At 70.1% G+C, this 23,619-nt stretch carries 22 protein-coding genes; 20 read left to right on the top strand and 2 right to left on the bottom strand.

Annotated elements, in window-relative coordinates; all coding sequences use genetic code 11:
* Nucleotides 1-104 precede the first annotated feature (104 nt).
* On the top strand, nucleotides 105-1,175 hold the full coding sequence (locus tag DMB42_RS06640; protein ID WP_125631697.1) for a glycosyltransferase: 1,071 nt from the start codon (nucleotides 105-107) through the stop codon (nucleotides 1,173-1,175).
* Nucleotides 1,172-2,827 (top strand): glycosyltransferase family 2 protein, encoded by a 1,656-nt coding sequence (locus tag DMB42_RS06635; protein ID WP_125631695.1) that lies wholly within the window; start codon nucleotides 1,172-1,174, stop codon nucleotides 2,825-2,827. Before DMB42_RS06640 ends, DMB42_RS06635 begins: the two co-directional genes overlap by 4 nt.
* Before the next feature lie 54 nt (nucleotides 2,828-2,881).
* Here DMB42_RS06635 and DMB42_RS06630 read toward each other — a convergent pair whose 3' ends face one another.
* Nucleotides 2,882-4,270 carry a glycosyltransferase gene (locus tag DMB42_RS06630; protein WP_260477534.1) on the bottom strand — a complete coding sequence of 463 codons (1,389 nt, stop codon included), beginning with the start codon at nucleotides 4,268-4,270 and terminating at the stop codon, nucleotides 2,882-2,884.
* Nucleotides 4,271-4,507: 237 nt separating this feature from the next.
* On the opposite strand from DMB42_RS06630, the gene thrC reads away from it, so the two are divergent.
* The 5 genes from thrC to DMB42_RS06605 all read left to right on the top strand — a co-directional run bounded on the left by thrC (nucleotide 4,508) and on the right by DMB42_RS06605 (nucleotide 11,089).
* Entirely contained in the window at nucleotides 4,508-5,566 is a 1,059-nt protein-coding gene (gene thrC, locus DMB42_RS06625; RefSeq protein ID WP_125631691.1) for a threonine synthase, read from the top strand.
* A 44-nt stretch (nucleotides 5,567-5,610) separates the two neighbouring features.
* Complete coding sequence (gene thrB / locus DMB42_RS06620; protein ID WP_125631689.1) at nucleotides 5,611-6,516, top strand: homoserine kinase; 906 nt, start codon at nucleotides 5,611-5,613, stop codon at nucleotides 6,514-6,516.
* Between the two features lie 454 nt (nucleotides 6,517-6,970).
* Nucleotides 6,971-9,022 (top strand): transcription termination factor Rho, encoded by a 2,052-nt coding sequence (gene rho, locus DMB42_RS06615; RefSeq protein ID WP_125631687.1) that lies wholly within the window; start codon nucleotides 6,971-6,973, stop codon nucleotides 9,020-9,022.
* A 155-nt stretch (nucleotides 9,023-9,177) separates the two neighbouring features.
* Nucleotides 9,178-10,443 (top strand): sensor histidine kinase, encoded by a 1,266-nt coding sequence (locus DMB42_RS06610; RefSeq protein WP_221762034.1) that lies wholly within the window; start codon nucleotides 9,178-9,180, stop codon nucleotides 10,441-10,443.
* A gap of 10 nt (nucleotides 10,444-10,453) precedes the next feature.
* Nucleotides 10,454-11,089: a response regulator transcription factor gene (locus DMB42_RS06605; protein ID WP_125631685.1), complete on the top strand. Its 636-nt coding sequence runs from the start codon at nucleotides 10,454-10,456 to the stop codon at nucleotides 11,087-11,089.
* Between the two features lie 40 nt (nucleotides 11,090-11,129).
* On the opposite strand, the gene DMB42_RS06600 is transcribed toward DMB42_RS06605, so the two are convergent.
* Nucleotides 11,130-12,218: a hypothetical protein gene (locus tag DMB42_RS06600; protein ID WP_125631683.1), complete on the bottom strand. Its 1,089-nt coding sequence runs from the start codon at nucleotides 12,216-12,218 to the stop codon at nucleotides 11,130-11,132.
* A gap of 220 nt (nucleotides 12,219-12,438) precedes the next feature.
* Between DMB42_RS06600 and rpmE the strand changes: the two genes are divergently transcribed.
* From rpmE to DMB42_RS06535, 13 genes are all read left to right on the top strand, one after another.
* Nucleotides 12,439-12,657 carry a 50S ribosomal protein L31 gene (gene rpmE / locus DMB42_RS06595; protein WP_043616312.1) on the top strand — a complete coding sequence of 73 codons (219 nt, stop codon included), beginning with the start codon at nucleotides 12,439-12,441 and terminating at the stop codon, nucleotides 12,655-12,657.
* 86 nt (nucleotides 12,658-12,743) lie between these two features.
* The gene (prfA, locus tag DMB42_RS06590) at nucleotides 12,744-13,796 is read left to right on the top strand and encodes a peptide chain release factor 1 (protein ID WP_125631681.1); all 1,053 of its coding nucleotides are present in this window, start codon (nucleotides 12,744-12,746) and stop codon (nucleotides 13,794-13,796) included.
* On the top strand, nucleotides 13,793-14,647 hold the full coding sequence (gene prmC / locus DMB42_RS06585; protein ID WP_125631679.1) for a peptide chain release factor N(5)-glutamine methyltransferase: 855 nt from the start codon (nucleotides 13,793-13,795) through the stop codon (nucleotides 14,645-14,647). Before prfA ends, prmC begins: the two co-directional genes overlap by 4 nt.
* Before the next feature lie 10 nt (nucleotides 14,648-14,657).
* Entirely contained in the window at nucleotides 14,658-15,305 is a 648-nt protein-coding gene (locus tag DMB42_RS06580; RefSeq protein ID WP_125631677.1) for an L-threonylcarbamoyladenylate synthase, read from the top strand.
* An 89-nt stretch (nucleotides 15,306-15,394) separates the two neighbouring features.
* Nucleotides 15,395-17,794, top strand: coding sequence for a hypothetical protein (locus tag DMB42_RS06575; RefSeq protein WP_125631675.1), 2,400 nt, complete (start codon nucleotides 15,395-15,397; stop codon nucleotides 17,792-17,794).
* Nucleotides 17,794-18,168, top strand: coding sequence for a hypothetical protein (locus tag DMB42_RS06570; protein ID WP_125631673.1), 375 nt, complete (start codon nucleotides 17,794-17,796; stop codon nucleotides 18,166-18,168). Before DMB42_RS06575 ends, DMB42_RS06570 begins: the two co-directional genes overlap by 1 nt.
* A gap of 731 nt (nucleotides 18,169-18,899) precedes the next feature.
* Nucleotides 18,900-20,189 (top strand): glycosyltransferase family 4 protein, encoded by a 1,290-nt coding sequence (locus DMB42_RS06565; protein ID WP_125631671.1) that lies wholly within the window; start codon nucleotides 18,900-18,902, stop codon nucleotides 20,187-20,189.
* Nucleotides 20,190-20,320: 131 nt separating this feature from the next.
* The gene (locus DMB42_RS06560; RefSeq protein WP_125631669.1) at nucleotides 20,321-20,743 is read left to right on the top strand and encodes a hypothetical protein; all 423 of its coding nucleotides are present in this window, start codon (nucleotides 20,321-20,323) and stop codon (nucleotides 20,741-20,743) included.
* 65 nt (nucleotides 20,744-20,808) lie between these two features.
* Complete coding sequence (locus DMB42_RS06555; protein ID WP_229824207.1) at nucleotides 20,809-21,024, top strand: AtpZ/AtpI family protein; 216 nt, start codon at nucleotides 20,809-20,811, stop codon at nucleotides 21,022-21,024.
* 160 nt (nucleotides 21,025-21,184) lie between these two features.
* Nucleotides 21,185-21,889 carry a F0F1 ATP synthase subunit A gene (atpB, locus tag DMB42_RS06550; protein ID WP_260477533.1) on the top strand — a complete coding sequence of 235 codons (705 nt, stop codon included), beginning with the start codon at nucleotides 21,185-21,187 and terminating at the stop codon, nucleotides 21,887-21,889.
* A gap of 69 nt (nucleotides 21,890-21,958) precedes the next feature.
* Nucleotides 21,959-22,189, top strand: coding sequence for an ATP synthase F0 subunit C (gene atpE, locus DMB42_RS06545; RefSeq protein WP_101784104.1), 231 nt, complete (start codon nucleotides 21,959-21,961; stop codon nucleotides 22,187-22,189).
* 32 nt (nucleotides 22,190-22,221) lie between these two features.
* Nucleotides 22,222-22,773 carry a F0F1 ATP synthase subunit B gene (locus DMB42_RS06540; protein ID WP_185844491.1) on the top strand — a complete coding sequence of 184 codons (552 nt, stop codon included), beginning with the start codon at nucleotides 22,222-22,224 and terminating at the stop codon, nucleotides 22,771-22,773.
* Entirely contained in the window at nucleotides 22,773-23,582 is an 810-nt protein-coding gene (locus DMB42_RS06535; protein ID WP_125631665.1) for a F0F1 ATP synthase subunit delta, read from the top strand. Before DMB42_RS06540 ends, DMB42_RS06535 begins: the two co-directional genes overlap by 1 nt.
* Nucleotides 23,583-23,619: the final 37 nt, after the last annotated feature.

Genomic DNA, 23,619 nt, shown 5'->3' with positions numbered 1-23,619 from the left:
ACCTGCGCCGCCCGTCATGCGAAAGCTGCCCGTCTGTCTACTGATGAGTAAAACGGGCGTAAGGTAGGCGCCGATCACGTCTCGTCCGGCCGAGGAGCACGTCCATGTCCGTCACCCCCTGCGGCTTCACGCGTACGCCGGGCAAGGGGTTCGCCCGGCTCCACTGGGCGGACGGATGGCGGGTCGACGGCGAGCCGCCCGAGGCGTCCGAGCCGCATTCCCTGCGCGGGCTGGAGATCGACTGGCCCGGCGAGCCGGTGCCGCTCGACGGCCTGACCGGCCTGGCCGGGGCCGGGATCCCGCTGACCGCCCAGGACGCCCCCGCGTGGGTGCCGGGCGACCTGGCCGCGCTGCTCACCGACCGCGACTGGCTCGCCCAGCCCGCCGACGGCACCGCGCGCAGCCTGGCCGACCTGCGGCGGGAGGAGCACAGCGTACGTCTGCGCCGGCTGGCCCACCGGCCGGCCCGCGTCTCGGTCAGCATCGTCATGTCGACCAAGCGGCCCGGCCTGGTCGGCGCGGCGCTGGCCCAGATGGAACGACAGCGCGGCGTCGAGGCGGAGGTGCTGATCGGGCTGCACGGGGTGGCGTTCGAGCAGGTGCGCGCGGCCGTCGAGGCGTGCTCGCTGCCCGTCAGGTGGGTCGAGGCGGCGCGGTCGGTGCCGTTCGGCGAGGTGCTGAACCGGGCCGCCGCCCTGGCCTCGGGCGATTACCTGGCCAAGTGGGACGACGACGACTGGTACGGTCCCGACCACCTGTCCGACCTCGTCATGGCCCGCTCGTACGCGGGGGCCGACGTGGTGGGCACGACGGCCGAGTTCTTCTACCTGGAGCCGTTGCGCGCCACGATCCGGCGTACGACGTTCGCCAGTGGGGCGGCGTACCCTAGCGAGGTTTGGGCAGATCACGTGGCTGGAGGCACCATTTTGCTCCAAAGCGCGAAATTTCGGGAAATTGGTGGATTTCCTGCGCTACCGCGTGCGGTTGATCTCGAGTTCCTCAAAGCGGCACAAAAGATCGGGGCGCGTACGTATCGCACCCACGGCCTCGGCTACGTCCTGCGCCGAGGGCTCACCGACGAGCACACCTGGCAGTTGCCCCTGGCGCATTTCGTCAGGGTCGCCACGAACCAATGGCGCGGCTTCCGGCCGAGCCTGCTGATGGAAAGCGCATGAACCCGAGCCAGAACCCGCCGGTGCGCGGCAACGACTACCGCGTGCTCCGGCTCCAGGAGGACCTCACCCCGTCCCTCACGGTCAGCGTGGTGATCCCGGCCTACGGCGGCCAGGACAAGCTGGACCTGGTGCTGGCCGGGCTCGCCCGCCAGACCTACCCGGCCGCGCTCACCGAGGTCGTCGTCGTCGACAACGGCAGCGCCCCGCCCCTGCGGCTGCCCGCCGTACGTCCAGAGCGCACCCGCCTGATCGTCTGTCCCCAGCCCGGCCGCGCGAACGCCCGCAACGCCGGCCTGGCCGAGGCGACCGGCGACGTGATCCACTGGCTCGACTCCGACGTCGTCCTCACCCCGGGCGCCGTCGAGGCCCACATGCGCTGGCACCACGCGGCACCGTACCTGGTCGTGACCGGCTACATCAGGTTCACCGGCGCGAAGGTGCCCGCCGAGCTGCCCGCCGACCTCGAAGAGCACTTCGAGCCCGCCGAGCCGCACACCTGGATCGTCGACCTCGTCGAGCGCACCGACGGCCTCACCGCCAACCCCCAGCGCCCCTTCAGCCTGCACGTCGGCGGCGCGACCTCCGTGGGCGCCCGCCTGATCGAGGCCGCCGGACCCATGGACGACGAGCTGATCCTCGGCCAGGACACCGAGATGGGCTACCGGCTGGGCCAGGCCGGCGCCGTGTTCGTGCCCGAGCCGCGCGCCCTCGCCTACCATCTCGGCCCGACCATGCGCATGCGCGACAAGCTGTCCATCGACCGGGTGAGCCACGCGTTCGTGGCCGACCGCATCCCGGCCTACCGGTGGTTGCGTTCCCATCCGTCGCGGCAGTGGAAGGTCCCGTACGTCACCGCCGTCGTGGACGGCACGGCGGGCTACGACAGCGTGCGCGCGACGGTGGACGCGCTGCTCGCGGGCACCGTCGCGGACCTGTCGGTGCTCCTGCTCGGCCCCTGGGACACCCTGGACCGCGAGCGCCGCGCCCCGCTCGACGACCCCGGCCTCGACCTCGCGCTGGTCCACGGCCACTACCTGCACGATCCCAAGGTGCGCCTGGCCACGGCCGAGGAGATCGATCCGGCCACGCCGTTCGTGTTGCGCCTGCCGCCCGGCTGGATCCCCGGCGAGGACACCCTCGCCGGCCTGCTCGACCTGGCCCGCGACGAGGGGCTCGGCCTGGTGGACGTGCTGCTGGGGGAGTCCTCGCAGGGCGTCGTCGCGGCCCGGCTGGAACGTGCCTCCGCCTTCGCCAGGGCCCGCATGACGGCCGCCGACCTCGGTGACCTCGGTGACTCCGCCGACCTCGACGACGTGGTGGACGCCGTGTCGGGCGTGTCCTGGGTCGAGGGCGAGACGTACGGGTTCACCACGGAGGCCGCGCCCCCGATCGGCCGGCGCGGGGCGTACCGGGCGCGGATGGAGGCGCAGGCCGAGCTGGCCAGGCTGGCCAGGGAGGCCGACCGCCTGCGCGCGCAGGTGACCAAGTGGAAGGACGAGGCCACGCGGTGGCGCAGGACGGCCGTCGAGCTGCGGCGCGACGTGAGCACCCTGCGCCGCCAGCTCGCCGCCGCGAACCGCGCGCAGCAGAGCCTGCGCACGTTGTTGTCCGCCACGATGAAACGCGCCCTCGGCAGACGCCTGCGCGGCTGACCGCCCACGCGCCGCCCACACCCCGCGCCGGAAGCTTTCCGGCGCGGGACGGGGTCAGTTCGGCCGCAAGGCCGACTTCAGGCGTCTGAGCAGGGTGTTCTCCGGCGGTTCCACCGTCACGGTCACCGGCGCGGGGATCGTGACCGGCTCCGGCTGCGGAGGCGCGGGCCAGTAGCGGTCCGGCGGCTCGTGCCGTACGCCATGGGTGCCCTCGACGACGTCGTCGACATCCGCGCCGGGACCGGCCAGCAGCAGCGCCCGGCCCAGCGCCGAGGTGCGTTCGAGCCGGGCCGTGCGCCCGTCGGGCAGGTCCACGACGAGCACCCCCGCCAGGTCCTTCTGCACCGACTCGACCATGCGCTCCAGCGTCGCCCGGTGCAGCGGCACGTCCACCGGCCCCCGGTAGCGGAACGGCGTGGGCGTCGGCGTCGGCGCGGCCTCGTCGATGAGCCGGATGCGCTCGTCATGGGCGAACAGGTCGCGCATCAGCCGCAGCTCGAAGCACGGGTCGGACAACACGGCCCGCCGCCCGTCGTTCAGCCGCGACCAGGGCCCGACCAGCGTCACGACGACGTCCTGGAGCTTGCCGTCCAGGGCCGCCGCCACCGCCCGCCGCACCACCGACTCGGAGGTGTCCGTGACGTCCAGCACAATCTCCACGTACGGCACCAGCCACCGCCGCCCCCGGTCCTTGCGCAGGTCACGGCGGAGCGGGATCCGATGCGCCAGGTACGGCTCCACCGCCCGCACGGCCCGCTCCCTGTCGCGGTGCTGCGCCGGCAACCCGAGATGCACCGCCTGCGCGGCCGGGTCGGGCACGAACACCACGCCGTGCATGGCCAGCCGGTAGGAGAACTCGGTGTCCTCGCCGCGCACCACGGTCGGGTCGAGCCCGCCCACGGCGTCGAAGACCTCGCGGCGCAGGGCGAAGGTCGGCCCGGTGCACACGTGGTACGGATTACGGCTCCTGCGCAGCCCGTCGGTCTTCTCGATCGTCGCCTCGGTCGAGCTGGACACGGCCCCGGCCAGGTCGAACACCTCGTCAAGGCGCGCGGCGTGGAAGACCTGCCGGGCGGTGACCGGCGGCGCGTCCACGAACTTCTTCATCCCGATCGTGACCAGGTAGTCGGTCTCGTGGTGCCAGCGGGCCAGGGCCTCGATGTGCTCGCGGCAGGCGACCATGTCTGCGTCGAGCCGCTGGATGATCTCCCCGTCGGCGGACTTGGCGCCGGTATTGACCGCGTTCGAGATGCCCCAGCCGTCGCGCACCGGGACGAGCCTCGTGTTGACCGGCCGGATCTCCGGCAGCCGGACGGGCGGCGCGCTGCCGTCGTCCACCACCAGGACCTCCATGAGATGGTCCGGGTACGTCTGCGCGGCCAGCGCGGCCAGCGTCAGCTCCAGCTTGTCCTGCCCACCGTGCGCGGGTATCACCACGCTCACGGACAGATTCGGTGACCAGGCCCCGAGCTCCGGCGGCACTACTGGTGAATAGTCGTTCTGCCTCAAAGCAGGACGCGCGTTCATGGTGACCCCCTGCCGAGACCTTATCGGGAGATGCTGAGAATTTCCTGAATAGTGCCCCTGTCCAATGACCTGTCCAGCCATTTGGACGCGGCTCCGCGACAGGTCCGCGCACCCCGTACACTCGGTGCCCAACAGCGCAGGTAGGGAGTCATCATGGGCAGGTCGTGGCGTGGCCTCATCGAGGAGTACCGAGAGCGTCTTCCGGTCACCACGAAGACGCCCGTCGTCACGCTGCTCGAAGGCGGCACCCCGCTCGTCCCGGCCCGCCGGGTCTCGGAGCTGACGGGGTGCGAGGTCTACCTGAAGGTCGAGGGGGCCAACCCGACCGGCAGCTTCAAGGACCGCGGGATGACCATGGCCATCAGCAAGGCGGTCGAGGAAGGCGCCAAGGCGGTCATCTGCGCCTCCACGGGCAACACCTCGGCCTCCGCGGCGGCCTACGCCGTACGCGCGGGGCTGACCTGCGCCGTGCTGGTGCCGAAGGGCAAGATCGCGATGGGCAAGCTGGCGCAGGCGCTCGTCCACGGGGCCACGCTGCTGCAGGTCGAGGGGTCGTTCGACGACTGCCTGGAGATGACCCGCAAGCTGTCGGCCGACTACCCGATCGCCCTGGTCAACTCGGTCAACCCGTTCCGGCTGCAGGGGCAGAAGACGGCGGCGTTCGAGATCGTCGACGCGCTCGGCGACGCCCCCGACATCCACTGCATCCCGGTCGGCAACGCCGGCAACATCTCGGCCTACTGGATGGGCTACCAGGAGTACGCCGAGGACGGGATCTCGACGAAGCGGCCGCGCATGTTCGGCTTCCAGGCCAGCGGCTCGGCGCCGATCGTCGAGGGCGCGCCGGTGGCCCACCCCCACACGATCGCCACGGCGATCCGCATCGGCAACCCCGCGTCCTGGGGCCTTGCCACCGCCGCGCGCGACGAGTCCGGCGGCGTCATCCAGGCGGTGACCGACCGGCAGATCGCGGCGGCGTACAAGCTGCTGGCCCAGGAGGAGGGCGTGTTCGTGGAGCTGGCCTCGGCGGCGAGCGTCGCGGGGCTGCTCCAGGCGCACTCCCAGGGCCTCGTGGAGCCTGGGCAGCGCATCGTCTGCACGGTCACCGGCAACGGCCTGAAGGACCCCGACTGGGCCATCTCGGGCGCGCCCGCCCCGGTGGTCATCCCGATCGACGTGCACGCCGCCGCCGCGGCGCTCAACCTCGCCTGAGGCATGCACGTGGAGTGAGCGAATGACAAGGGAATCGTGAACCAATGACGACGGTGCGAATCCGCGTGCCGGCCACGTCCGCCAACCTGGGGCCCGGCTTCGACGCGCTCGGCCTCGCGCTCACCCTCTACGACGACGTGGAGGCCACGCTCACCGCCGAGCCCGGTGTGCGTGTGAGCGTGGAGGGCGACCTCGCCGGCGCGGTCGACCTCGGCGAGGGACACCTCGTCATCAGGGCCATGCGCGAGGCGTACGCCCGCATGGGAGCGCCGCAGCCCGAGGGCATCCGCCTGCGCTGCGTCAACCGCATCCCGCACGCGCGCGGCCTCGGCTCGTCCTCGGCGGCCGTCTGCGCCGGCATCCTGGCCGCCCGCGCGTTGAGCGACGCCGACCTGTCCGACGACGACGTCTTCGCGCTGGCCACCGAGATGGAGGGCCACCCCGACAACGTCGCTCCGTGCCTGGCCGGGGGCCTGACGGTGGCCTGGACCGACCACGCGGGCGTACCGCGTATGGTGAAGCTGGCCCCCGACGAGAGGGTCCGTCCGGTCGCCGTCGTACCTTCTACGCGGCTGTCCACGGAGACCGCTCGGGGGCTGTTGCCGAAGGACGTGCCCCACAAGGACGCCTCCTTCAACGCCGGCAGGGCCGCGTTGCTGATCGCCGCGCTGACCTCGCGGCCGGAACCCGATCTGTTGCTCGCCGCCACCGAAGACCGTCTCCACCAGCCCTACCGCGCGCCTGCCATGCCGGAGAGCGCGCATCTGGTAGAACGTCTGCGTGCAGTCGGCGTGCCCGCGGTCGTTTCGGGGGCGGGTCCCACGGTTCTTGCGTTTTCGTCACCGGATACGCAGGATTTGATCGCGCCAGAAGTGGGTAATGACTGGCACATCCAGCAAATGGACGTCGACCCGGTTGGTGCGAACGTTCAGTTCCCCGAGACACGCTGATGCCTCTTTAGACCTTCAGGGAATAGCCGTGTGCGCTGGTGATGTTAGGCTGATAGCCGCACCAGATGCCCCCTTGGTGGGTGCGTGCTTGTCAGCCATACATCGCTGCATCATGTTTCACGTCGCGAGGCGTGAGCAGCGCGGCTGTCTCCCCGGAATCCGTTGCCTCCGGTTGGCCCACACCCGGTTGGCTCAACGTGAGGCGGCGACGACGGGGACCTGCGCGTTCGACACACATCGACATCTGGTTGGCGACAGCAATCTGGGGGGTGTCAGCCACGCGCCACGGTCCTGTGGCGGCCTGGACGAACCCCTCCCCAAGAGTGGCGGCCGTCCGCGACAGCCGAAGATCGCAACGTGCACCCCGACCCGGTCTGTCCCGCCGGGTCGCAAGCACCTCCGGGACGCCCGGCAGAACAAAACCGGCGCCCGACCCCTGGGAAGGACCTTTTAGTTGAGCGACACCACCGAACTCCTCTCCGACGCATCAGGCGCTCAGCCCGCGTCCGGCGACACCCCCACCCGCGCCGCGGCCAAGCCTCGTGCGCGTCGCTCCGGCACCGGCCTGTCCGCCAAGGTGCTGCCCGAGCTGCAGAAGATGGCCGCGGAACTGGGCATCAGCGGGACCGGGCGCATGCGGAAGAGCCAGCTCATCGCGGCCATCCAGGAGAAGCAGGGTGGCGCCTCCGGAGACGGCGCTCCGGCGGCAGCCGCGGTTGAGGCGGCGCCCGTCGTGACGGAGGCCGCGCCTCCCGCGGCCGAGCGGCCCACCCGTACACGCAGGGAACGTTCCCGCACCAAGCCGGCCGAGGAGGCCGCACCGCAGGCCGCCGAGCCGGTGGCCGCGGCCCCCGAGCCCGTGGCCGCGCCGGCCGAGCCGGCCGTCGAGCAGCAGGCCCAGGTCGTGGACGCCGGTCAGGCCGACACGCGGGGCGAGCGCGAGAGCCGTCGTGAGCGGCGCAGCCGCGGCGAGCGCCGCGAGCGTGGCGAGCGCACCGACCGCGGCGAGCGCACCGACCGCACCGACCGTGGTGACCGCGCCGACCGCGGTGAGGGCGGCCGTGCCGAGAGCAGCCGCGGCGACCAGCGCGCCACGGACGCCGGCGGCCGCGGCGACCAGCGCGGCGACCGCGGTGAGCAGCGCGGTGAGCAGCGCGGCGACCGTGCCGACCAGCGCGGCGACCGTGGTGACCAGCGCGGCGACCGTGCCGACCAGCGTGGTGACCGTGGTGACCAGCGCGGTGACCAGCGTGGCGGCATGGATGACGACGACCGCGGCGGGCGTGGCCGCAGGGGCCGCTTCAGGGAGCGCAACCGCGGCCGCGGCCGTGACCGCTTCGACAGCACCGAGCCCGTCATCGGCGACGACGACGTGCTCATCCCGATCGCCGGCATCCTCGACATCCTCGACAACTACGCGTTCGTCAGGACGAGCGGCTACCTGCCGGGCAGCAACGACGTCTACGTCTCGCTGGCCCAGATCCGCCGCAACGGCCTGCGCAAGGGCGACGTCATCACCGGCGCCGTGCCCCAGCCGCGCGACGGCGAGCGCCGCGAGAAGTTCAACGCCCTGGTCCGCCTCGACACCGTCAACGGCATGGACCCGGAGCAGGCCCGCAACCGGCCCGACTTCAACAAGCTGACGCCGCTCTACCCGCAGGAGCGCCTGCGCCTTGAGACCGAGCCGAACATCCTCACCACGCGGATCATCGACCTCGTCTCGCCGATCGGCAAGGGCCAGCGCGGTCTGATCGTCTCGCCGCCGAAGGCCGGCAAGACGATGGTGCTGCAGGCGATCGCCAACGCGATCACCCGCAACAACCCCGAGTGCCACCTGATGGTCGTGCTCGTGGACGAGCGTCCCGAAGAGGTCACCGACATGCAGCGGTCGGTCAAGGGCGAGGTCATCCACTCGACCTTCGACCGTCCGGCCGAGGACCACACCACGGTCGCCGAGCTGGCCATCGAGCGCGCCAAGCGCCTGGTGGAGCTGGGCCACGGCGTGGTCGTCCTGCTCGACTCGATCACGCGACTGGGCCGCGCCTACAACCTGGCGGCCCCGGCCTCCGGTCGCATCCTGTCGGGTGGTGTCGACTCCACGGCGCTCTACCCGCCCAAGCGCTTCTTCGGCGCCGCCCGCAACATCGAGAACGGCGGCTCGCTGACGATCCTCGCCACGGCCCTGGTCGAGACCGGGTCCAAGATGGACGAGGTCATCTTCGAGGAGTTCAAGGGCACCGGCAACATGGAGCTCAAGCTCAACCGCTCCCTGGCCGACAAGCGCATCTTCCCCGCGGTCGACGTGGACGCGTCCGGCACGCGTAAGGAAGAGATCCTCATGGCCAAGGAAGAGCTCCAGATCGTCTGGAAGCTGCGCCGGGTGCTGCACGCGCTGGACATGCAGCAGGCTCTTGAACTTCTCCTGGAGAAGATGAAGGAGACCAAGTCCAACGCCGAGTTCCTTCTGCAGGTCCAGAAGACCACGGTGAGCAACGACCGCGACTAGCGGCCGCGCGTTCTCGAAAGGGCGGCGGGGAGTTCATCTCCTCGCCGCCCTTTCGTGTGCCGGACGGGCCATGGTCCGGGGGGTGGGGTTAACCCCCGGTCGGGTCTGGCGCTCGCTCCATTCACCTCGCCGTCGCCGCCCGGCAGGCTGGGGGCATGCGATCGGTGCGGATGAAGGACAGGGTGGCGTTCGGGCCGAAGGGGCCGTTAGGGGTGCTGGTGGACCCCATGACCTGGCGGGCGGCTCCCTATCTGCTGGTCAGCGGGGGGTTCGGGCTGGTCTGGTTCGTCGTGGTGACCCTGGCGACGGCTCTGGCGGTGCCGCTGGTGGTCGTCTGGGTGGGCCTGCCGCTGACGATGGCGGCCGTGCTGATGTGGCGCGGCGGCGCGATGGTGGAGCGGCGGTTGTTGCGGGCGGCGTTCGGGGTGCGGATCGCCGATCCGTACCGGGGCCGGCCCGAGGGCGGGTTGCTGGCGCATCTCACCTGGCTGCTGGGCGACAAGGCCACCTGGCAGGACCTCGGCTACCTGCTCATGCTGCTGCCGCTGGGCCTGGTCGAGTCCGCCCTGTCGGTCGCCCTGTGGACGGCGACGGCGATGTTGCTCTTCGTGCCCCTTGCGCGCGTCCTGTACGTCCTGGGCGGCGTCGACAGCGGACTCGTCGTCGACAACTGGCCGGGCGCGTTGCTGGCGGGCGCGTTCGGAGTGCTGCTGCTCGTCCTGACGGCCTATCTCGTACGGGGGATGGCCTGGCTGCACGGCACGCTCGGCACGGTGCTGCTCGGCGGCAGCGAGGAGGAACGGTTGCGGGCCAGCAGGGCCAGGGGCATCGACGCGGCCGAGTCCGAACGCCGCAGGATCGAACGCGACCTGCACGACGGCGCCCAGCAGCGGCTGCTGTCGGTGGCGGTGGACCTGGGACGCGCGCAGGCCAAGTTCGACACCGACCCGGAGGAGGCCAGGACGCTGATCGCCCAGGCCCACGCGGGCACCAAGGCGGCCATCGCCGAGCTGCGCAACCTGGCCAGGGGCATCCACCCGGCCATCCTCACCGACCGGGGGCTCGACGCGGCGCTGTCGGGCCTGGCCGCGCGGGCGCCGGTGCACGTGGACGTCTCCGTCGAGCTGGCCGAACGGCCGCCCGCCGCCGTGGAGAGCATCGCGTACTTCACCGTCGCCGAGGCGCTGACCAACCTCGCCAAGCACTCGGGCGCGAGCGAGGCGTCGGTGACGGTGTTCAGGGACGACCGCGGCGTGGTCGTGGACGTCTGGGACAACGGCATCGGCGGCGCGGCCGTCACGCCGGACGGCGGGTTGTCGGGCCTGACCGACCGGGCGGCCACCCTCGACGGCGTGCTCGTGCTGCACAGCCCTGTCGGAGGGCCGACGATCGTGCGTGCGGAGCTGCCCTGCGAATGGTAGTCATGTGCTCATGCGCGTGGTCATCGCCGAGGATTCCGTACTGTTGCGCGAGGGGCTGGCGCGGCTGCTGGCCGACGGCGGGTTCGAGACGGTCGCGGCGGTCTCCGACGGGCCCGCGCTGGTGTCCGCGGTCCTCGAACACGAGCCCGACCTGGCGATCGTCGACGTGCGCATGCCGCCCAGCCACACCGACGAGGGGCTGCGGGCGGCGCTGAAGGTCCGCGCGGCCAGGCCCGACTTCCCGATCCTGGTCCTGTCCCAGTACGTCGAGGAGCGCTACGCGGGCGAGCTGATCGGCAGGGCCGTCGGCTACCTGCTGAAGGAGCGGGTGGCCGACGTGGCCGAGTTCATGGAGGCGGTGCGCGAGGTCGCCGCGGGCGGCACGGTCATCGACCCGGAGGTCGTCGTGCAACTGCTCAGCCGCCGGCGCAGGGGCGCCCCGCTCGACCTGCTCTCCCCCCGGGAGCGCGAGGTCCTGGCCCTGATGGCGGAGGGCCGTTCGAACACTGCCATCGCCTCCAGGCTGGTCGTCACCGAAGGGGCGGTGGAGAAACACGTGTCCGGCATCTTCGCCAAGCTGGCCCTCGGGCCTGCGCCCGAGGACCATCGGCGAGTGCTCGCCGTTCTGACGTACCTGGGTCGCTGATACGGCCTGCACCCGGGGTTGGGGATGCGGGCCGTACCCGCTACCTCACGTCCACGAACTCCTGCGGCGACAGGGAGCTGCGCGTCTTGCTCGTGCCGGGCACCTTGACCTGGAAGTAGCCGTCCTTCTTGCCCTTGAACGTCTTGCTGTACTTACCGGTCGAGGTGGCCTTGGCGTACCCCATGAACTTGTACGTCTTGGTGCCCTTGGTCTTGAAGTACACCTCGACGATCTTGCTCTTGTACGCCTTGGTGCCGCGGTAGACCTTGCCGTACACCTTGAACGCGCGGCCCTTGTTCACCTTGTTCGGGGCCGAGATCGTCACCCGGGTCTTCGTCTTCTTGGACGCGCCGCCCGCGGGGGCGACGACCGAGAACGACGCCTCGCCCTTGAGCGTCTGGCCGCCGCGGGTGGCGTACACCTCAAGGGTCCAGGCGCCCTCGGTGGTGTCGTCGCTGAAGTACGTGACGCCCCGGTAGTAGCCGTCGGACTCCTTGGACAGGTCGCCGAGGTCGTAGTACTCGCTGGTGGCGTCGCTGACGAGCTTGGCCGAGACCGTGCCCGCGTCCTTCACCGACGCCTCGACCGTGACCCTGGTGTCCTTGCCCTTGACGAGCTGGACGGGGTCCGGCGTGACGTTCGCGCCCGAGATGCCCTGCTTGCCGGACACCTTGACGGTGAAGGTGCTGGCGCCGCCGCCGCTGCCGCCCGTACGGGCGACGTTGACGGTGAGCTTCCAGTCGCCCGCCGGGTCGTCCTTGCCGATCGTCCACTTGCCGGTGACCGACTTGTCGGCGGCCGGGGAGGGCGTGGTGGTCGGCGTGGCGGTGCGGCTCGGCGTCGAGGTGCTCGGCGTGAAGTCGAACGTCACCGTGCGCGCCGACTTGCCGGGAGGCTCGATGGACCCGGTCACGCTGGTGGCGGTGTCCGGGTTCTTGAGCTTGAGCGTGACGGTGGCGTCGATGTCCTTGTCCAGCGGGACGTACGCGCTCGCCGACGCGTCCCCCGTGAAGTCGTCGGCCGCCGCGTACGCAGAGGCCGATGCGCCGGTGGCGGACAGCCCCGCGCCTCCGAGGAGAACGGCGGCCCCCGTGGCGGTCGCCAGGAGCAACCGCACCCTTCTCTTCATCAGTTGGATGATCCTTTGGCTAAGTCCCATTTGAGGGAAAAGTGATAGTTTGTGCAAAGGAGCCTAGTGTGGCGCACGTGGTCGCGTCATGAAGATCGCGGGAATGCCCGATGGCCTGGGTTGGTTGCACGATCTGGCACACTGGTAGCTGACCATTTTGCGGTTCCGGTTCACGCCATGCGTGAAGGCGACCCGGCGGCCGCAGCCCGAAAGGACAGCGATGAAGCGCGACATCCACCCCGATTACCACGTGACGCAGGTCTCCTGCTCTTGCGGTAACACGTTCACCACCCGCAGCACCGCGAAGAACGGCGTCATCCACGCCGACGTGTGCTCGGCCTGCCACCCGTTCTACACGGGCAAGCAGAAGATCCTCGACACGGGCGGCCGGGTGGCTCGCTTCGAGAAGCGTTTCGGCAAGAAGGCCACGGGCAAGTAGCTTCACCCACGCCGACCCGGACGCATTCGCGTGCGCCGGGTCGGCGTTGTTGGTGAAACAGCAGTCAAACCACTGAAGGACCCACGGTGAACCTCGACGAGTTGCTCAAGGAGTATTCCGAGCTGGAGCTGCAGCTTGCCGATCCCGCCGTGCACGCCGACCAGAACAAGGCCCGCACCCTCGGCAGGCGCTACAGCCAGCTCACGCCGATCGTCAGCACCTACCGCGAGCTGGACTCGTCCCGCGAGGACCTGACCGCCGCCAAGGAGCTGGCCGGCGAGGACGAGGGGTTCGCGGCCGAGGCGGCCGAGCTCGAAGAGCGCATCCCGCAGCTTGAGGAGAAGCTCAAGCACCTGCTCATCCCGCGTGATCCCAACGATGACAAGGACATCATCATGGAGATCAAGGCGGGCGAGGGCGGCGAGGAGTCCGCGCTGTTCGCCGGCGACCTGCTGCGGATGTATCTGCGCTACGCCGAGCGTCTCGGCTGGAAGACCGAGATCATCGACACCCAGCCCTCCGACCTCGGCGGCTACAAGGACGTCACGGTCGGCATCAAGGCCAAGGGCGACGAGGGCGTGTGGTCCAGGCTCAAGTACGAGGGCGGCGTCCACCGCGTGCAGCGGGTGCCCGTCACCGAGTCCCAGGGCCGCATCCACACGAGCGCGGCCGGCGTGCTGGTCTACCCGGAGGCGGAGGAGGTCGACGTCCAGATCGACCCCAACGACCTGCGCATCGACGTCTACCGCTCCAGCGGTCCCGGCGGCCAGAGCGTCAACACGACCGACTCGGCCGTACGCATCACCCACCTGCCCACGGGCGTGGTCGTCTCCTGCCAGAACGAGAAGAGCCAGCTCCAGAACAAGGAGTCGGCGATGCGCATCCTGCGTGCCCGCCTGCTGGCCGTGGCCGACGAGCAGGCCGACGCCGCGGCGCAGGCCGAGCGCAAGTCGCAGGTGCGGACGGTCGACCGCTCCGAGCGCATCCGCACGTACAACTTCCCGGAGAACCGGATTTCCGACCACCGCGTAGGCTTCAAGGCGTATAACCTCGACCAGGTTCTCGACGGTGAGCTCAACGCCGTCACCCAGGCACTCATCGACGCCGAGATGGCGGAGAAGCTCGCACAACACTCATGACATTTCTGCTGGACGAGATCGCTCTCGCCACCGCTCGGCTGGCCGAGGCAGGTGTGCCTTCGCCGCGCACGGACGCGGAGGAGATCGCGGCGTTCGTCCACGGCGTGCGCAGGAGCGAGCTCCACACGGTCAAGGACTCCGACTTCGACGCGCTGTTCTGGGAGGGCATCGCCCGGCGGGAGGCGCGTGAGCCGCTGCAGCACATCACCGGCCACGCCTACTTCCGCTACCTGGAGCTCGCGGTCGGCCCCGGAGTGTTCGTGCCGCGGCCCGAGACCGAGGTCATGGCCGGGTGGGCGATCGAGACCCTGCGCGCCATGGACGTGACCGCGCCGCTCGTCGTCGACCTCGGCACGGGCTCGGGGGCCATCGCGCTGTCGATCGCCCAGGAGGTCGCGCTGGCCGAGGTGCACGCCCGCGAGGTCGACCCGGCGGCCTACAGCTGGGCCAAGCGCAACATCTCCGAGCTGGGCCAGGGGCGTACGCATCTGCACCCGGAAGACCTCGCCGGAGCGCTTCCCGAGCTCAACGGCAAGGTCGACCTGGTCATCTCCAACCCGCCGTACATCCCGCCCGGCGCCATCCCGCGCGACCCCGAGGTCCGCGACTACGACCCCTCCAGAGCCCTGTACGGCTCCGGCGACGATGGGCTCGGCGAGGTGCGCGCGGTCGAGCGCACCGCCCGCCGCCTGTTGCGTCCCGGCGGCTGGGTGGCCGTCGAACACGCCGACGAGCAGGGCCGGGCGGTCTACCTGACCTTCCCCGAGGACAACGGCTGGCGCGACGTACGCCTGCGCCAGGACCTCACCCGAAGGGACCGCTTCGTCACGGCCAGGCTCGGCCAGGACTAGGATGCACGCCGTGGGAAGACGCTTTGACTGCTCCGACCTCGACCAGCGGGCCGAGGGCCTGATCGAGGCGGCCACCGCCGTGCGCCGCGTCGCGCAGGTCGTGCTGCCGACCGACACCGTCTACGGCATCGGCGCCGACGCGTTCATGCCGCCGGCCGTCACCGCGCTGCTCGACGCCAAGGGGCGTGGCCGCGAGATGCCGCCCCCCGTGCTCGTGGGCACCGTCAGAGCCGCCACAGCGCTCGTGGACGACCTCGGGCCCTACGGGCAGGATCTCATCGACGCCTTCTGGCCCGGGCCGCTCACGCTGGTCTGCAGGGCCAACAGGGCCCTTTCCTGGGACCTGGGTGACACCAAGGGCACGGTCGCCGTCCGGATGCCGCTCCACCCGGTCGCGCTCGACCTGCTCAAGGAGACCGGCCCGATGGCCGTCTCCAGCGCCAACCGCTCCGGCGCCCCCGCGGCGACGACGGCCGAGGAGGCCCAGGAGCAGCTCGGCGACTCGGTCGCGGTCTACCTCGACGGCGGCAAGACCACCGACAACACGCCCTCGACCATCCTCGACCTCACCACGGCGGTGCCCCGGATGTTGCGCCGCGGTGCGATCCCGGTGGAGAAGCTGCGCGGCATCATCGGTTACGTCGCCACAGACGACTGACGTATACCGTCTCTTTATCCCGGCTGCGGTGACGCCGTCGGCGCGATTACGGTGAGTCCCGGAACGGCGACACGTCCCGGGAGTGGCCCATGGGCAAGTTCGACGGCATGGATCCCCAGTTGGTCCGTGACCTGCTGACCGAGGTCAAGCACGCGTCCTCGGAGTTGCGTACGGTCGAGGACCAGGTCAGGGCTGCGTTGAGCCGTGCCGGGCTGGCCGCGAGGAGCACACATCGTCCGGTCCAGGTGGCCGACTCCGCCGACCAGATGGTCAAGGACGTCAACACGCGGCTGGCCACACTGGAGAAGCGGGCCGACGGCAAGCTGGGCGACACGTCGAAGACGGGCGGCGGCGGCACGACCGACGAGCCGAAGGACCTCCCCGGCACCCGCAACGACAAGTACGACAACCCGCGCGCCGACGCGACCCCCAAAAACCCCGATCCCACCCCCGCGCACCCCTCCACCCCCAAAGAGCCCGACACCACCCCCGCCCATCCGTCCACCCCCAAGGACACCGACCCGAAGCCCGCCGACCCGAAGCCGTCCGATCCCCCCGCCCCGAAGGACCACGACGCCAAGACGGGCGGCGACCACAAGACGGGCGACCACAAGACGGGCGACAACGCGAGGACCGGCGACGACGGTGCCAGGTCGGACGGCGACGGGAAGGCGTGCGACGACGCCGACAAGAACACCGGGACCAGCGGAAACGACTCCAAGACCAACCCCGGCACCGACTCCGGCACCGACTCCAGGACCGGCGACGGCTCGACCGCTGACGACCCCAAGGCCCCGGACCAGGACAGCAGACGCGACCGGGGAGCGGAGGCGGACACCGGCACGACCAACGTCCCCGCGAAGGACCAGACGGACGACGCACACAAACCCCAGATCGTGGTGGTCGACGGTGTGAAGGTCCTCCAGGTCCCCATAGACCCGCCCACGGCCGACCAACTGGAGTCCCTGCTCAGGAACACCGACCACGTCCAGCCCGCCGACATGCCCACCGTCCGCGCCGACGGCGCCCCGAACCCCGACACCTGGGCGAACGACGGCAGCGACGCCGCCTCCGCCAACGCCGGCAGACCCGACCCGGACGCCCTGAACAGGCCGGTCGTGGACCGCGCGCGGGACATCCCACCGATGGACATGCCGGACGTACAGGCTCCCAAGGGCGATTACGGCCTCGGCGAAGGGGCTCCCAAGCACATCCAGCCGGACGGCCCGACCGGCTCCGTCGCCCCCGGCACCCCGTACGGCGACGGCGGCACGCCACCCCAGGTCCCGGGTACGTCCGACGGCACGCCGCCCCCGGTCGCGGGCACGTCCGATGGCACGGCGTCCACGACGGGCGGTCGCGATGCGCCGCTCTCGGTGCCGCCGACGGCCCCGGCGGGGGGCGGCGAAGGCCCGTCGGCGCCGTCAGCGGCTACGGCGGGGGGCGGTGACGGGTTGTCGGTGCCGACAGGAGAGGGCGGCACCGGCACCTCGACCACCGCTCCCGGCAACGGCACCCCCGCCGGCCACCACCACAACCCACCTGCCGCCACCGGCCACCCGTACGGCACCCCATCGGACGCGGGCAACCCCCAAGGCACCCACCCGGACGGCACAGCCTCCTCCCACCCCCGTACTGACGCCACCCCTGGCAACAGCACCCAGCCCATCGGCGATACCGGCCACTCGAACACCGGCACGGGCCGCGCCGACAACGCCACAGGCGGCACGTACGGCGACACCGGAAGCACGGGAGGCACCGGAGGCACCGGGAGCACCGGAGGCGCCGACAACGGCACCGCGAACGGTGGGTGTGACGTCGGCGGTGGCTATGGGCACGGCGCCGGTGGCAACGCGGATGGTGGGCGTGCCGATGGAGGGGCCGGTGGTGGTGCTGCTGACGGGGGCCGTGCTGGCGGCGGGGCCTCTGATGGCGGCCGTGCTGGCAATGGTGTTGCCGATGCTGGTCGTGGCGGAGGTGGCGGCGCGGATGGAAGCGGGGTCGGGCGTGGTGACGGCTCCGGTGGGGTGAGGATTCCGCCCACACCGCCTGGGGGAGGGGACGCCGTCTCACCTGGGGGAGGCGCCGCTGTCGGAGGGGACGCTGCGGGAAGGGACGCTTCGGGAGGGGGCTCTGTGGGGGCGGGAGGCGGCGCGTACGGCGGGGGTTCCACGGGAGTGGGAAGCGGCGATGGCTCGGTCGGGGGGCTCGACACGCCCAAGGCCGGTGCTGGCGTAAGCGGTGGCGATGTCGCTGGTGGGGTCTGGGTCAGGGAGGGCGGTGATGTTGTGGTTGTGGATATGCCCGGCGTTCGGTCGGAGGCGGTTGGGGCGTTTGTGGACAATGCGCGTGATGTCCAGCCGCTTGGCATGCCGTCTGTCGAGGTTCCGCCCGGTGAGTACGGCAGGGGTGAATGGGCGGCCAAGGACATCAGGCCGGACGGCCCATCTGGTGAGATCGATCCAGGGACGCCGGGAAGGAGCGCGTGATGTACGTCGACCCGCCCGCCCCCAAGCCCAGAGGCAGGGACGAGATGCCTCCCGTCACGGCCGCGGGCCCGCTGGACAACCAGCCGCTGGCGTACGAGTTCAACCCCGATTACGAACGCCTCATCACCGCCTGGAACACCGTCATGCCCATGCTGGAGAAGCTCAGCACGGCCCTCGACAAGGCGTACGCGCTGGCCAAGAGCCCCCAGACCTGGGACGCCCCGGTCGGCGAGCGCTATGTGCAGGACCTGCGGGAATGGCGGTCCAGGCTGGCGCTCTACCGGCACTCCGTGCTCACCGCGATCAGCGACGAGGCGGACGACACCCCGAGATGGATCCCCAGCCAGACCGGCGCGCCGCACGCCTTCCCCTGACCCGCTGCCCCCCTGACCCCACGGCCACCCGGCACGGCCCGAGGCGTCTCGCACGGCGGGCGGCGCGGCGCCGAGCTCATCGTCTACGACGAGGTGTGCGACCCGGCGCTGCGGCGCCGACTCAAAGTCGCCGACTCAAAGTCGCCAGCTCAAGGCCGCCAGCTCAAGGCCGCTGTCCCAAGGCCGTTGACCGGAGGCTGCCGATCCAAGGTCGTCGATCCAAGGTCGTCGGCTCAAAGCTTCGGGTGCGGCGCGGCCGCGTTCCCGAAGCTGACCGACTTTTCGGTCTTTAGTGGCATTGCCGGAGAGGTGGGTACATGGTTGCTCGCCGACGCAGCACGCCCGCCCGCCCGCCCGGCCCGACGACGTGGCGATCCGTCGGCGGTGCCATGCGCGGACGTCGCGACGCCCGCCATCCGCAGCAACCCCGTGGCCGCCGGGGGTCACGCTCGGCCGCGACGGTCATCCCGTACGATCCGGAGCCGACGCACCTCACCTCCGGGACGGAGGTGAGCGCGCCGTGCACGACCACGTGGGACGCGGTCCCGTGGGGGATGGGAGAGGTGGGAAGTCCGGTGTGGCTCGTGGTGCGTGGTCCGGGCGCGGAGGCCGAGGTCAGGGAAAGAACGTCGGCGCTTCTCGCCATCCATCAGCCATATCTCAGCGAATATTAAGCTGGTCTGTGTCGGTTTCCGGTCACAGCTGGCCGGAGCATCCGGGAAACTAGGGTCGTGCGCGAATACCTCTTCATGGCGCTCATCTCGGCAGCGGTGACGTACCTGCTGGTTCCGCTGGTGCGCCGCTTCGCCATCCGCATCGGCGCCATGCCCGAGGTCCGCGCGCGCGACGTGCACACCACGCCGACGCCCAGGCTGGGCGGCCTGGCCATGTACGGCGGCCTGGTGGTCGGCCTGCTGGTCGCCAGCCAGCTGAAACACACCGGCGCGGCGCTGTCGGAGTCGGAGGGCAAGGCGGTCACCGCGCTGATCGTCGCGGGTGGCCTGATCACGCTCACCGGCTTCCTCGACGACTGGTGGGGCATGGACGCCTTCATCAAGCTCGGCGGGCAGATCGCGGCGGCGGGCGTGCTGGTTTACTTCGACCTGCGGCTGCTCTACATCCCGCTGCCGAAGGACTGGGGTGGCTCCACCAGCCTCGACTACACGCTGAGCACGATCATCACCATCCTGATCGTGGTGGTCACCATCAACGCCGTGAACTTCGTCGACGGGCTCGACGGGCTCGCCGCCGGCATCGTGTGCATCGCCGCCATGGCGACGTGGGCGTACTCGATCCTGCTGGCGCAGAGCATGAGCGTGGGGAACATCACCACGACGGCGGCCATCGCGGCCGTCCTCATCGGCACCTGCCTGGGCTTCCTGCCGCACAACTTCCATCCCGCGAAGATCTTCATGGGCGACACCGGGGCGATGCTGATCGGGCTGGTGCTCGCCTCGTCGATCGTCACCGTGACGCCGCTCGACCCGGCCGCCATCGAGGACATGAACAAGGTCCCGGTGTTGCTGCCGCTGATGTTGCCGGCGGCGGTGCTGGTCCTGCCGCTGATCGACCTGATCACCGCCGTGGTGCGGCGCACGTCCCATGGCATGTCGCCGTTCGCGCCCGACCGCGGCCACCTGCACCACCGCTTGCTCGACATCGGCCACTCGCACCGCCGTTCAGTGTTGATCATGTACGCGTGGGCGTTCCTGTTCGCGTTCGGCATGGTGGCGATGTCGCGCGAGGGCGTGCCGGTGTTGCTGTTCGTGGTGGTCATCGTGCTGGCGCTGGCGGTGCTCGTCCTGATGGCGGCACCGCGCTGGCGGGGCAGGGGCGGCGCGCACTCGTCCCCGCGCAGCAAGCAGCCCGACGACGACGGCCCGCCCACCGGCCCGATGCCGCCGATCACCCCGGAGACCGAGGTCAGGCGCCGGATGCCGCCGCAGGAGGGCCCGTCTTCGCAGGAACGCGCGAGTGCTGAGGGCAAACCGGTCATTCCTGCATTTCCGAGCCGTCCGTGATCGGGAACTAGAAACGGCAGGTAAAAGCGGTCTTCCGTGAGCTTGTGATATCTTTCACGAGCAGGGACCTCCGGACGCACATGTTCTGGGGGTAGCAAACGCTCGCTTGATAACATGCTGATGGAGCACCGATGCAGGCCAACGACGTGCGCGTACTCAAGAGCGCCGCTGTTCCGACCTTCGCGGTCGGGGTGGTCGCGGTCATCGTGGCGTTCCTCCTGGCGGGAGGCAAGGGAGCGCTGGGCGCGGCCCTCGGCACCTTGCTCGTCGGGGTTTTCTTCAGCATCAGCGTGGTAGCGGTCTCCTATGCCGCCCGCGTCTCCCCGCAGATGATGGCGATCGCGGCCATGGTCAGCTACCTCGTCAAGGTCATCGCCATCATGGCGGTGCTGGCTGCCTTCCGTGAGACCACCGCCTGGAACACCCAGGCCTTCGCGTGGTCAGTGGTCGTGTGCACGCTCGTCTGGACCGGGTTCGAGGTCCGCGGGTTCCTGAAGACCAAGATGCTCTACGTCGACCCCGAAGCCTCCGTCCCCGGAAAGGGTGACTCATGAGGCAGGTAAAGGGATGGGGTCCGATATGACTAGTCCTCTACTCGCCTGCTATCGTCGGGGCCGCGATGAGCGCACAGGAACGCCGACCGGAACACGACGGTCGCGACTTCTCCGATGCCATGTGGTCAGTCCCCAGCTATCTGCTCGCCGGGATGGCGGTCTATGGCGGTCTCGGGTGGTTGCTGGACCGGTGGCTCGACATGTCCGCGTTCTTCCCCATAGGCGTGGTCCTTGGGGTCGTGCTCGGCGGCTATGCGGTCTACCGGAAGTTCGGTCGCTGACCCGACGCAGCGATCGCCTCGCTGAGGAAACCCTTGTGATCCACTACGACGTTGAAGGGAACGCCGCGTGATTGCGCTGACGGTCCTCGCCCCCGAAGACAACTTCAAGGCGCCATCGCCTGATGAGCTGTTCAATTCGTTCACGCCCATCATTCCTGGGGTGGACTGGTTCACCAAGCCGGTTCTGCTGGCGATCCTGAGCGCGCTCGCGGTGATCGCCGTTTGCTGGGTCGCCTTCGCCAAACCGAAGCTCGTGCCGAGAGGCACCCAGAACGTCGTCGAGTACGGCTACATGTTCGTCCGTGACCAGATCGCCCGGCCGTTCCTCGGCAAGGACGCCGATCGGTGGATGGGCCTGCTCGTCACGCTCTTCTTCCTGGTTCTGTTCTGGAACATCCTGGGCGTGATCCCGCTCGCGCAGTTCCCGGTCGCCTCGCACATCGCGTTCCCGGCCGTGCTCGCGCTCTCGATCTACGCGATCAAGGTCTACCTGGGCGTCAAGCACCAGGGCGGCATCGGTTACTTCAAGAACATGATGTTCCCCCCCGGCCTGCCCAAGCCGATCTACTTCCTCCTGGCGCCGATCGAGTTCCTGTCGAACATGATCATCGCGCCGTTCACGCACGCGGTCCGACTGTTCGCGAACATGTTCGCCGGTCACATGCTGCTCGCGTTCTTCAGCATGGTCGGCTTCTGGTTCCTGTTCGAGAAGCTGACTCCGATGGGTGCCGGCGTCGGCGTCCTCGGTGTGGTCATGACGATCATCCTGACCGGGTTCGAGATGTTCATCCAGTTCCTGCAGGCTTTCCTGTTCGCGATGCTGGCGGCGATGTACATCGGCGGCGCGCTGCACCCGGATCACTGAGAACCACATACCGGAATATCCATGACCGGTGGGACTCCCTTCACCGGCCGTCCAGTAAAGGAAATAGCAATGAGCGTTCTCGCTGAGGTCTCCGGCAACGTCACCGCCATCGGTTACGGTCTCGCCGCCATCGGCCCCGGCATCGGCGTCGGCATCATCTTCGGTCAGGGCGTGCAGGCCATCGCGCGTCAGCCCGAGGCTTACGGCCTGATTCGCCAGAACATGCTCCTCGGCTTCGTCCTCACCGAGGCCCTCGCCCTGATCGGTCTGGTCGCGCCGTTCATCTTCGCGAACCTCTAAACCAGAAGAATCCCTGACGAAAGGCTGCACCCATGATTAAGGCAGCTACGCTCCTCGCGCAGGAGGAGGGTGCTAACCCGCTCCTTCCGCACACGTTCGAGCTCGTCGTCGGTATCTTCTCGTTCCTCGTCGTCCTCCTCGTCGTCGGCAAGATTCTCGTACCGCGCATCCAGAAGACTCTGGGCGAGCGGACCGACGCGATCGAGGGTGGCATCAAGAGGGCTGAGGAGGCTCAGGCCGAGGCGCAGAACCTCCAGAGGCAGTACGCGCAGCAGCTCGAGGAGGCCCGGCGCGAGGCCGGCAGGCTCCGCGAGGAGGCTCGCGAGCAGGCCGCGCAGATCAAGGCGGAGCTCCGCGAGGAGGCGCAGGCCGAGGCCCGTCGTCTCGTCGAGGCCGCGCACGCCCAGATCGAGGCCGACCGTGCCGCCGCGTTCGCGCAGCTCCGCACGGAGGTGGGCCGTCTGTCCACCGAGCTGGCCGGCCGCATCGTCGGCGAGTCCCTTGAGGACGAGGTCCGCCAGAGCCGCATCGTGGACCGGTTCCTCGATGAGCTCGAGAGCAGCAACGCGCAGGCGGTGCGCTAATGAGAGGTCTGAGCAGGACCTCGTTGGCAGAGGTCGAGGAGCGCTTCAACGCGGTCGCGGGCAGCGCCGACCTCGGCGCGCTCTCCGACGAGTTGTTCGCCGTCGCGGATCTGCTCGACCGCGAGCACGGCCTGCGCCGCGCGCTGTCCGACCCGGCCAGGCACGCCGAGCAGAAGGCGGGAACCATCCGCGCCCTGCTCGGCGGCAAGGTCTCCGAGGCGGCCCTCGCCACGACCGAGGCCGCGGTCTCGGTCCGGTGGTCGCGTGCCGGAGACCTGGCCGACTCGCTGGACCGGCTCGGCGTCGTCGCCGCTGCCGCTGAGGCGGAGAGCCAGTCCCGGCTCGACGACGTGGAGGACGAGCTCTTCCGCTTCGGCCGCATCGTCGCCGCCAACCCCGACCTCCGCCGCGCGCTCGCGGACGCGGCCGCGCCCGGCGAGGGCAAGCGGCAGCTCCTGAGCGATCTGCTCGGAGGCAAGGTCGCCCCCACCAGCCTGCGCCTGATCACGCAGCTGGCGGTGCACCCGCGAGGGCGTAGCCTGGAAGTGGGCTTGGAGGAGTTCGGCCAGCTCGTGGCCCAGCAGCGCCGGCGCCTGGTGGCGGTCGTGCGCAGCGCGGTCGAGCTGTCGGACGCGCAGAAGCAGCGACTGGCCGACTGGCTGCGCACCTCCTACGGTCGCGACGTGCACCTGAACGTCGAGGTGGACAAGCGAGTGCTCGGTGGGTTCTCGGTCCGCATCGGCGACGAGATCATCGACACCACGATCGTGGGACGAATTGAAGAAGTCCGCCGCCGGTTGGCCGGCTGAGGCGCAGTGAGCGCCGAATGAATAGGGAGACAGAGTA

Source organism: Nonomuraea sp. WAC 01424, assembly GCF_003947315.1.
Classification (GTDB): Bacteria; Actinomycetota; Actinomycetes; order Streptosporangiales; family Streptosporangiaceae; genus Nonomuraea; species Nonomuraea spiralis.
Note: the sequence above shows the minus strand (reverse complement) of the source record. Positions and strands in the feature narration are given on the sequence as shown.

Excerpts from the sequence above, each read along its gene's own strand:
- thrB (WP_125631689.1), top strand. The coding sequence starts at position 5,611 with ATGACGACGGTGCGAATCCGCGTGCCGGCCACGTCCGCCAACCTGGGG.
- DMB42_RS06575 (WP_125631675.1), top strand. The coding sequence starts at position 15,395 with ATGGGCAAGTTCGACGGCATGGATCCCCAGTTGGTCCGTGACCTGCTG.
- DMB42_RS06540 (WP_185844491.1), top strand. The coding sequence starts at position 22,222 with ATGATTAAGGCAGCTACGCTCCTCGCGCAGGAGGAGGGTGCTAACCCG.
- DMB42_RS06635 (WP_125631695.1), top strand. The coding sequence starts at position 1,172 with ATGAACCCGAGCCAGAACCCGCCGGTGCGCGGCAACGACTACCGCGTG.
- DMB42_RS06570 (WP_125631673.1), top strand. The coding sequence starts at position 17,794 with ATGTACGTCGACCCGCCCGCCCCCAAGCCCAGAGGCAGGGACGAGATG.
- DMB42_RS06560 (WP_125631669.1), top strand. The coding sequence starts at position 20,321 with ATGCAGGCCAACGACGTGCGCGTACTCAAGAGCGCCGCTGTTCCGACC.
- DMB42_RS06640 (WP_125631697.1), top strand. The coding sequence starts at position 105 with ATGTCCGTCACCCCCTGCGGCTTCACGCGTACGCCGGGCAAGGGGTTC.
- rpmE (WP_043616312.1), top strand. The coding sequence starts at position 12,439 with ATGAAGCGCGACATCCACCCCGATTACCACGTGACGCAGGTCTCCTGC.
- DMB42_RS06600 (WP_125631683.1), bottom strand. The coding sequence starts at position 12,218 with ATGAAGAGAAGGGTGCGGTTGCTCCTGGCGACCGCCACGGGGGCCGCC.
- atpE (WP_101784104.1), top strand. The coding sequence starts at position 21,959 with ATGAGCGTTCTCGCTGAGGTCTCCGGCAACGTCACCGCCATCGGTTAC.
- DMB42_RS06605 (WP_125631685.1), top strand. The coding sequence starts at position 10,454 with ATGCGCGTGGTCATCGCCGAGGATTCCGTACTGTTGCGCGAGGGGCTG.
- DMB42_RS06535 (WP_125631665.1), top strand. The coding sequence starts at position 22,773 with ATGAGAGGTCTGAGCAGGACCTCGTTGGCAGAGGTCGAGGAGCGCTTC.
- thrC (WP_125631691.1), top strand. The coding sequence starts at position 4,508 with ATGGGCAGGTCGTGGCGTGGCCTCATCGAGGAGTACCGAGAGCGTCTT.
- DMB42_RS06610 (WP_221762034.1), top strand. The coding sequence starts at position 9,178 with ATGCGATCGGTGCGGATGAAGGACAGGGTGGCGTTCGGGCCGAAGGGG.
- DMB42_RS06555 (WP_229824207.1), top strand. The coding sequence starts at position 20,809 with ATGAGCGCACAGGAACGCCGACCGGAACACGACGGTCGCGACTTCTCC.
- prmC (WP_125631679.1), top strand. The coding sequence starts at position 13,793 with ATGACATTTCTGCTGGACGAGATCGCTCTCGCCACCGCTCGGCTGGCC.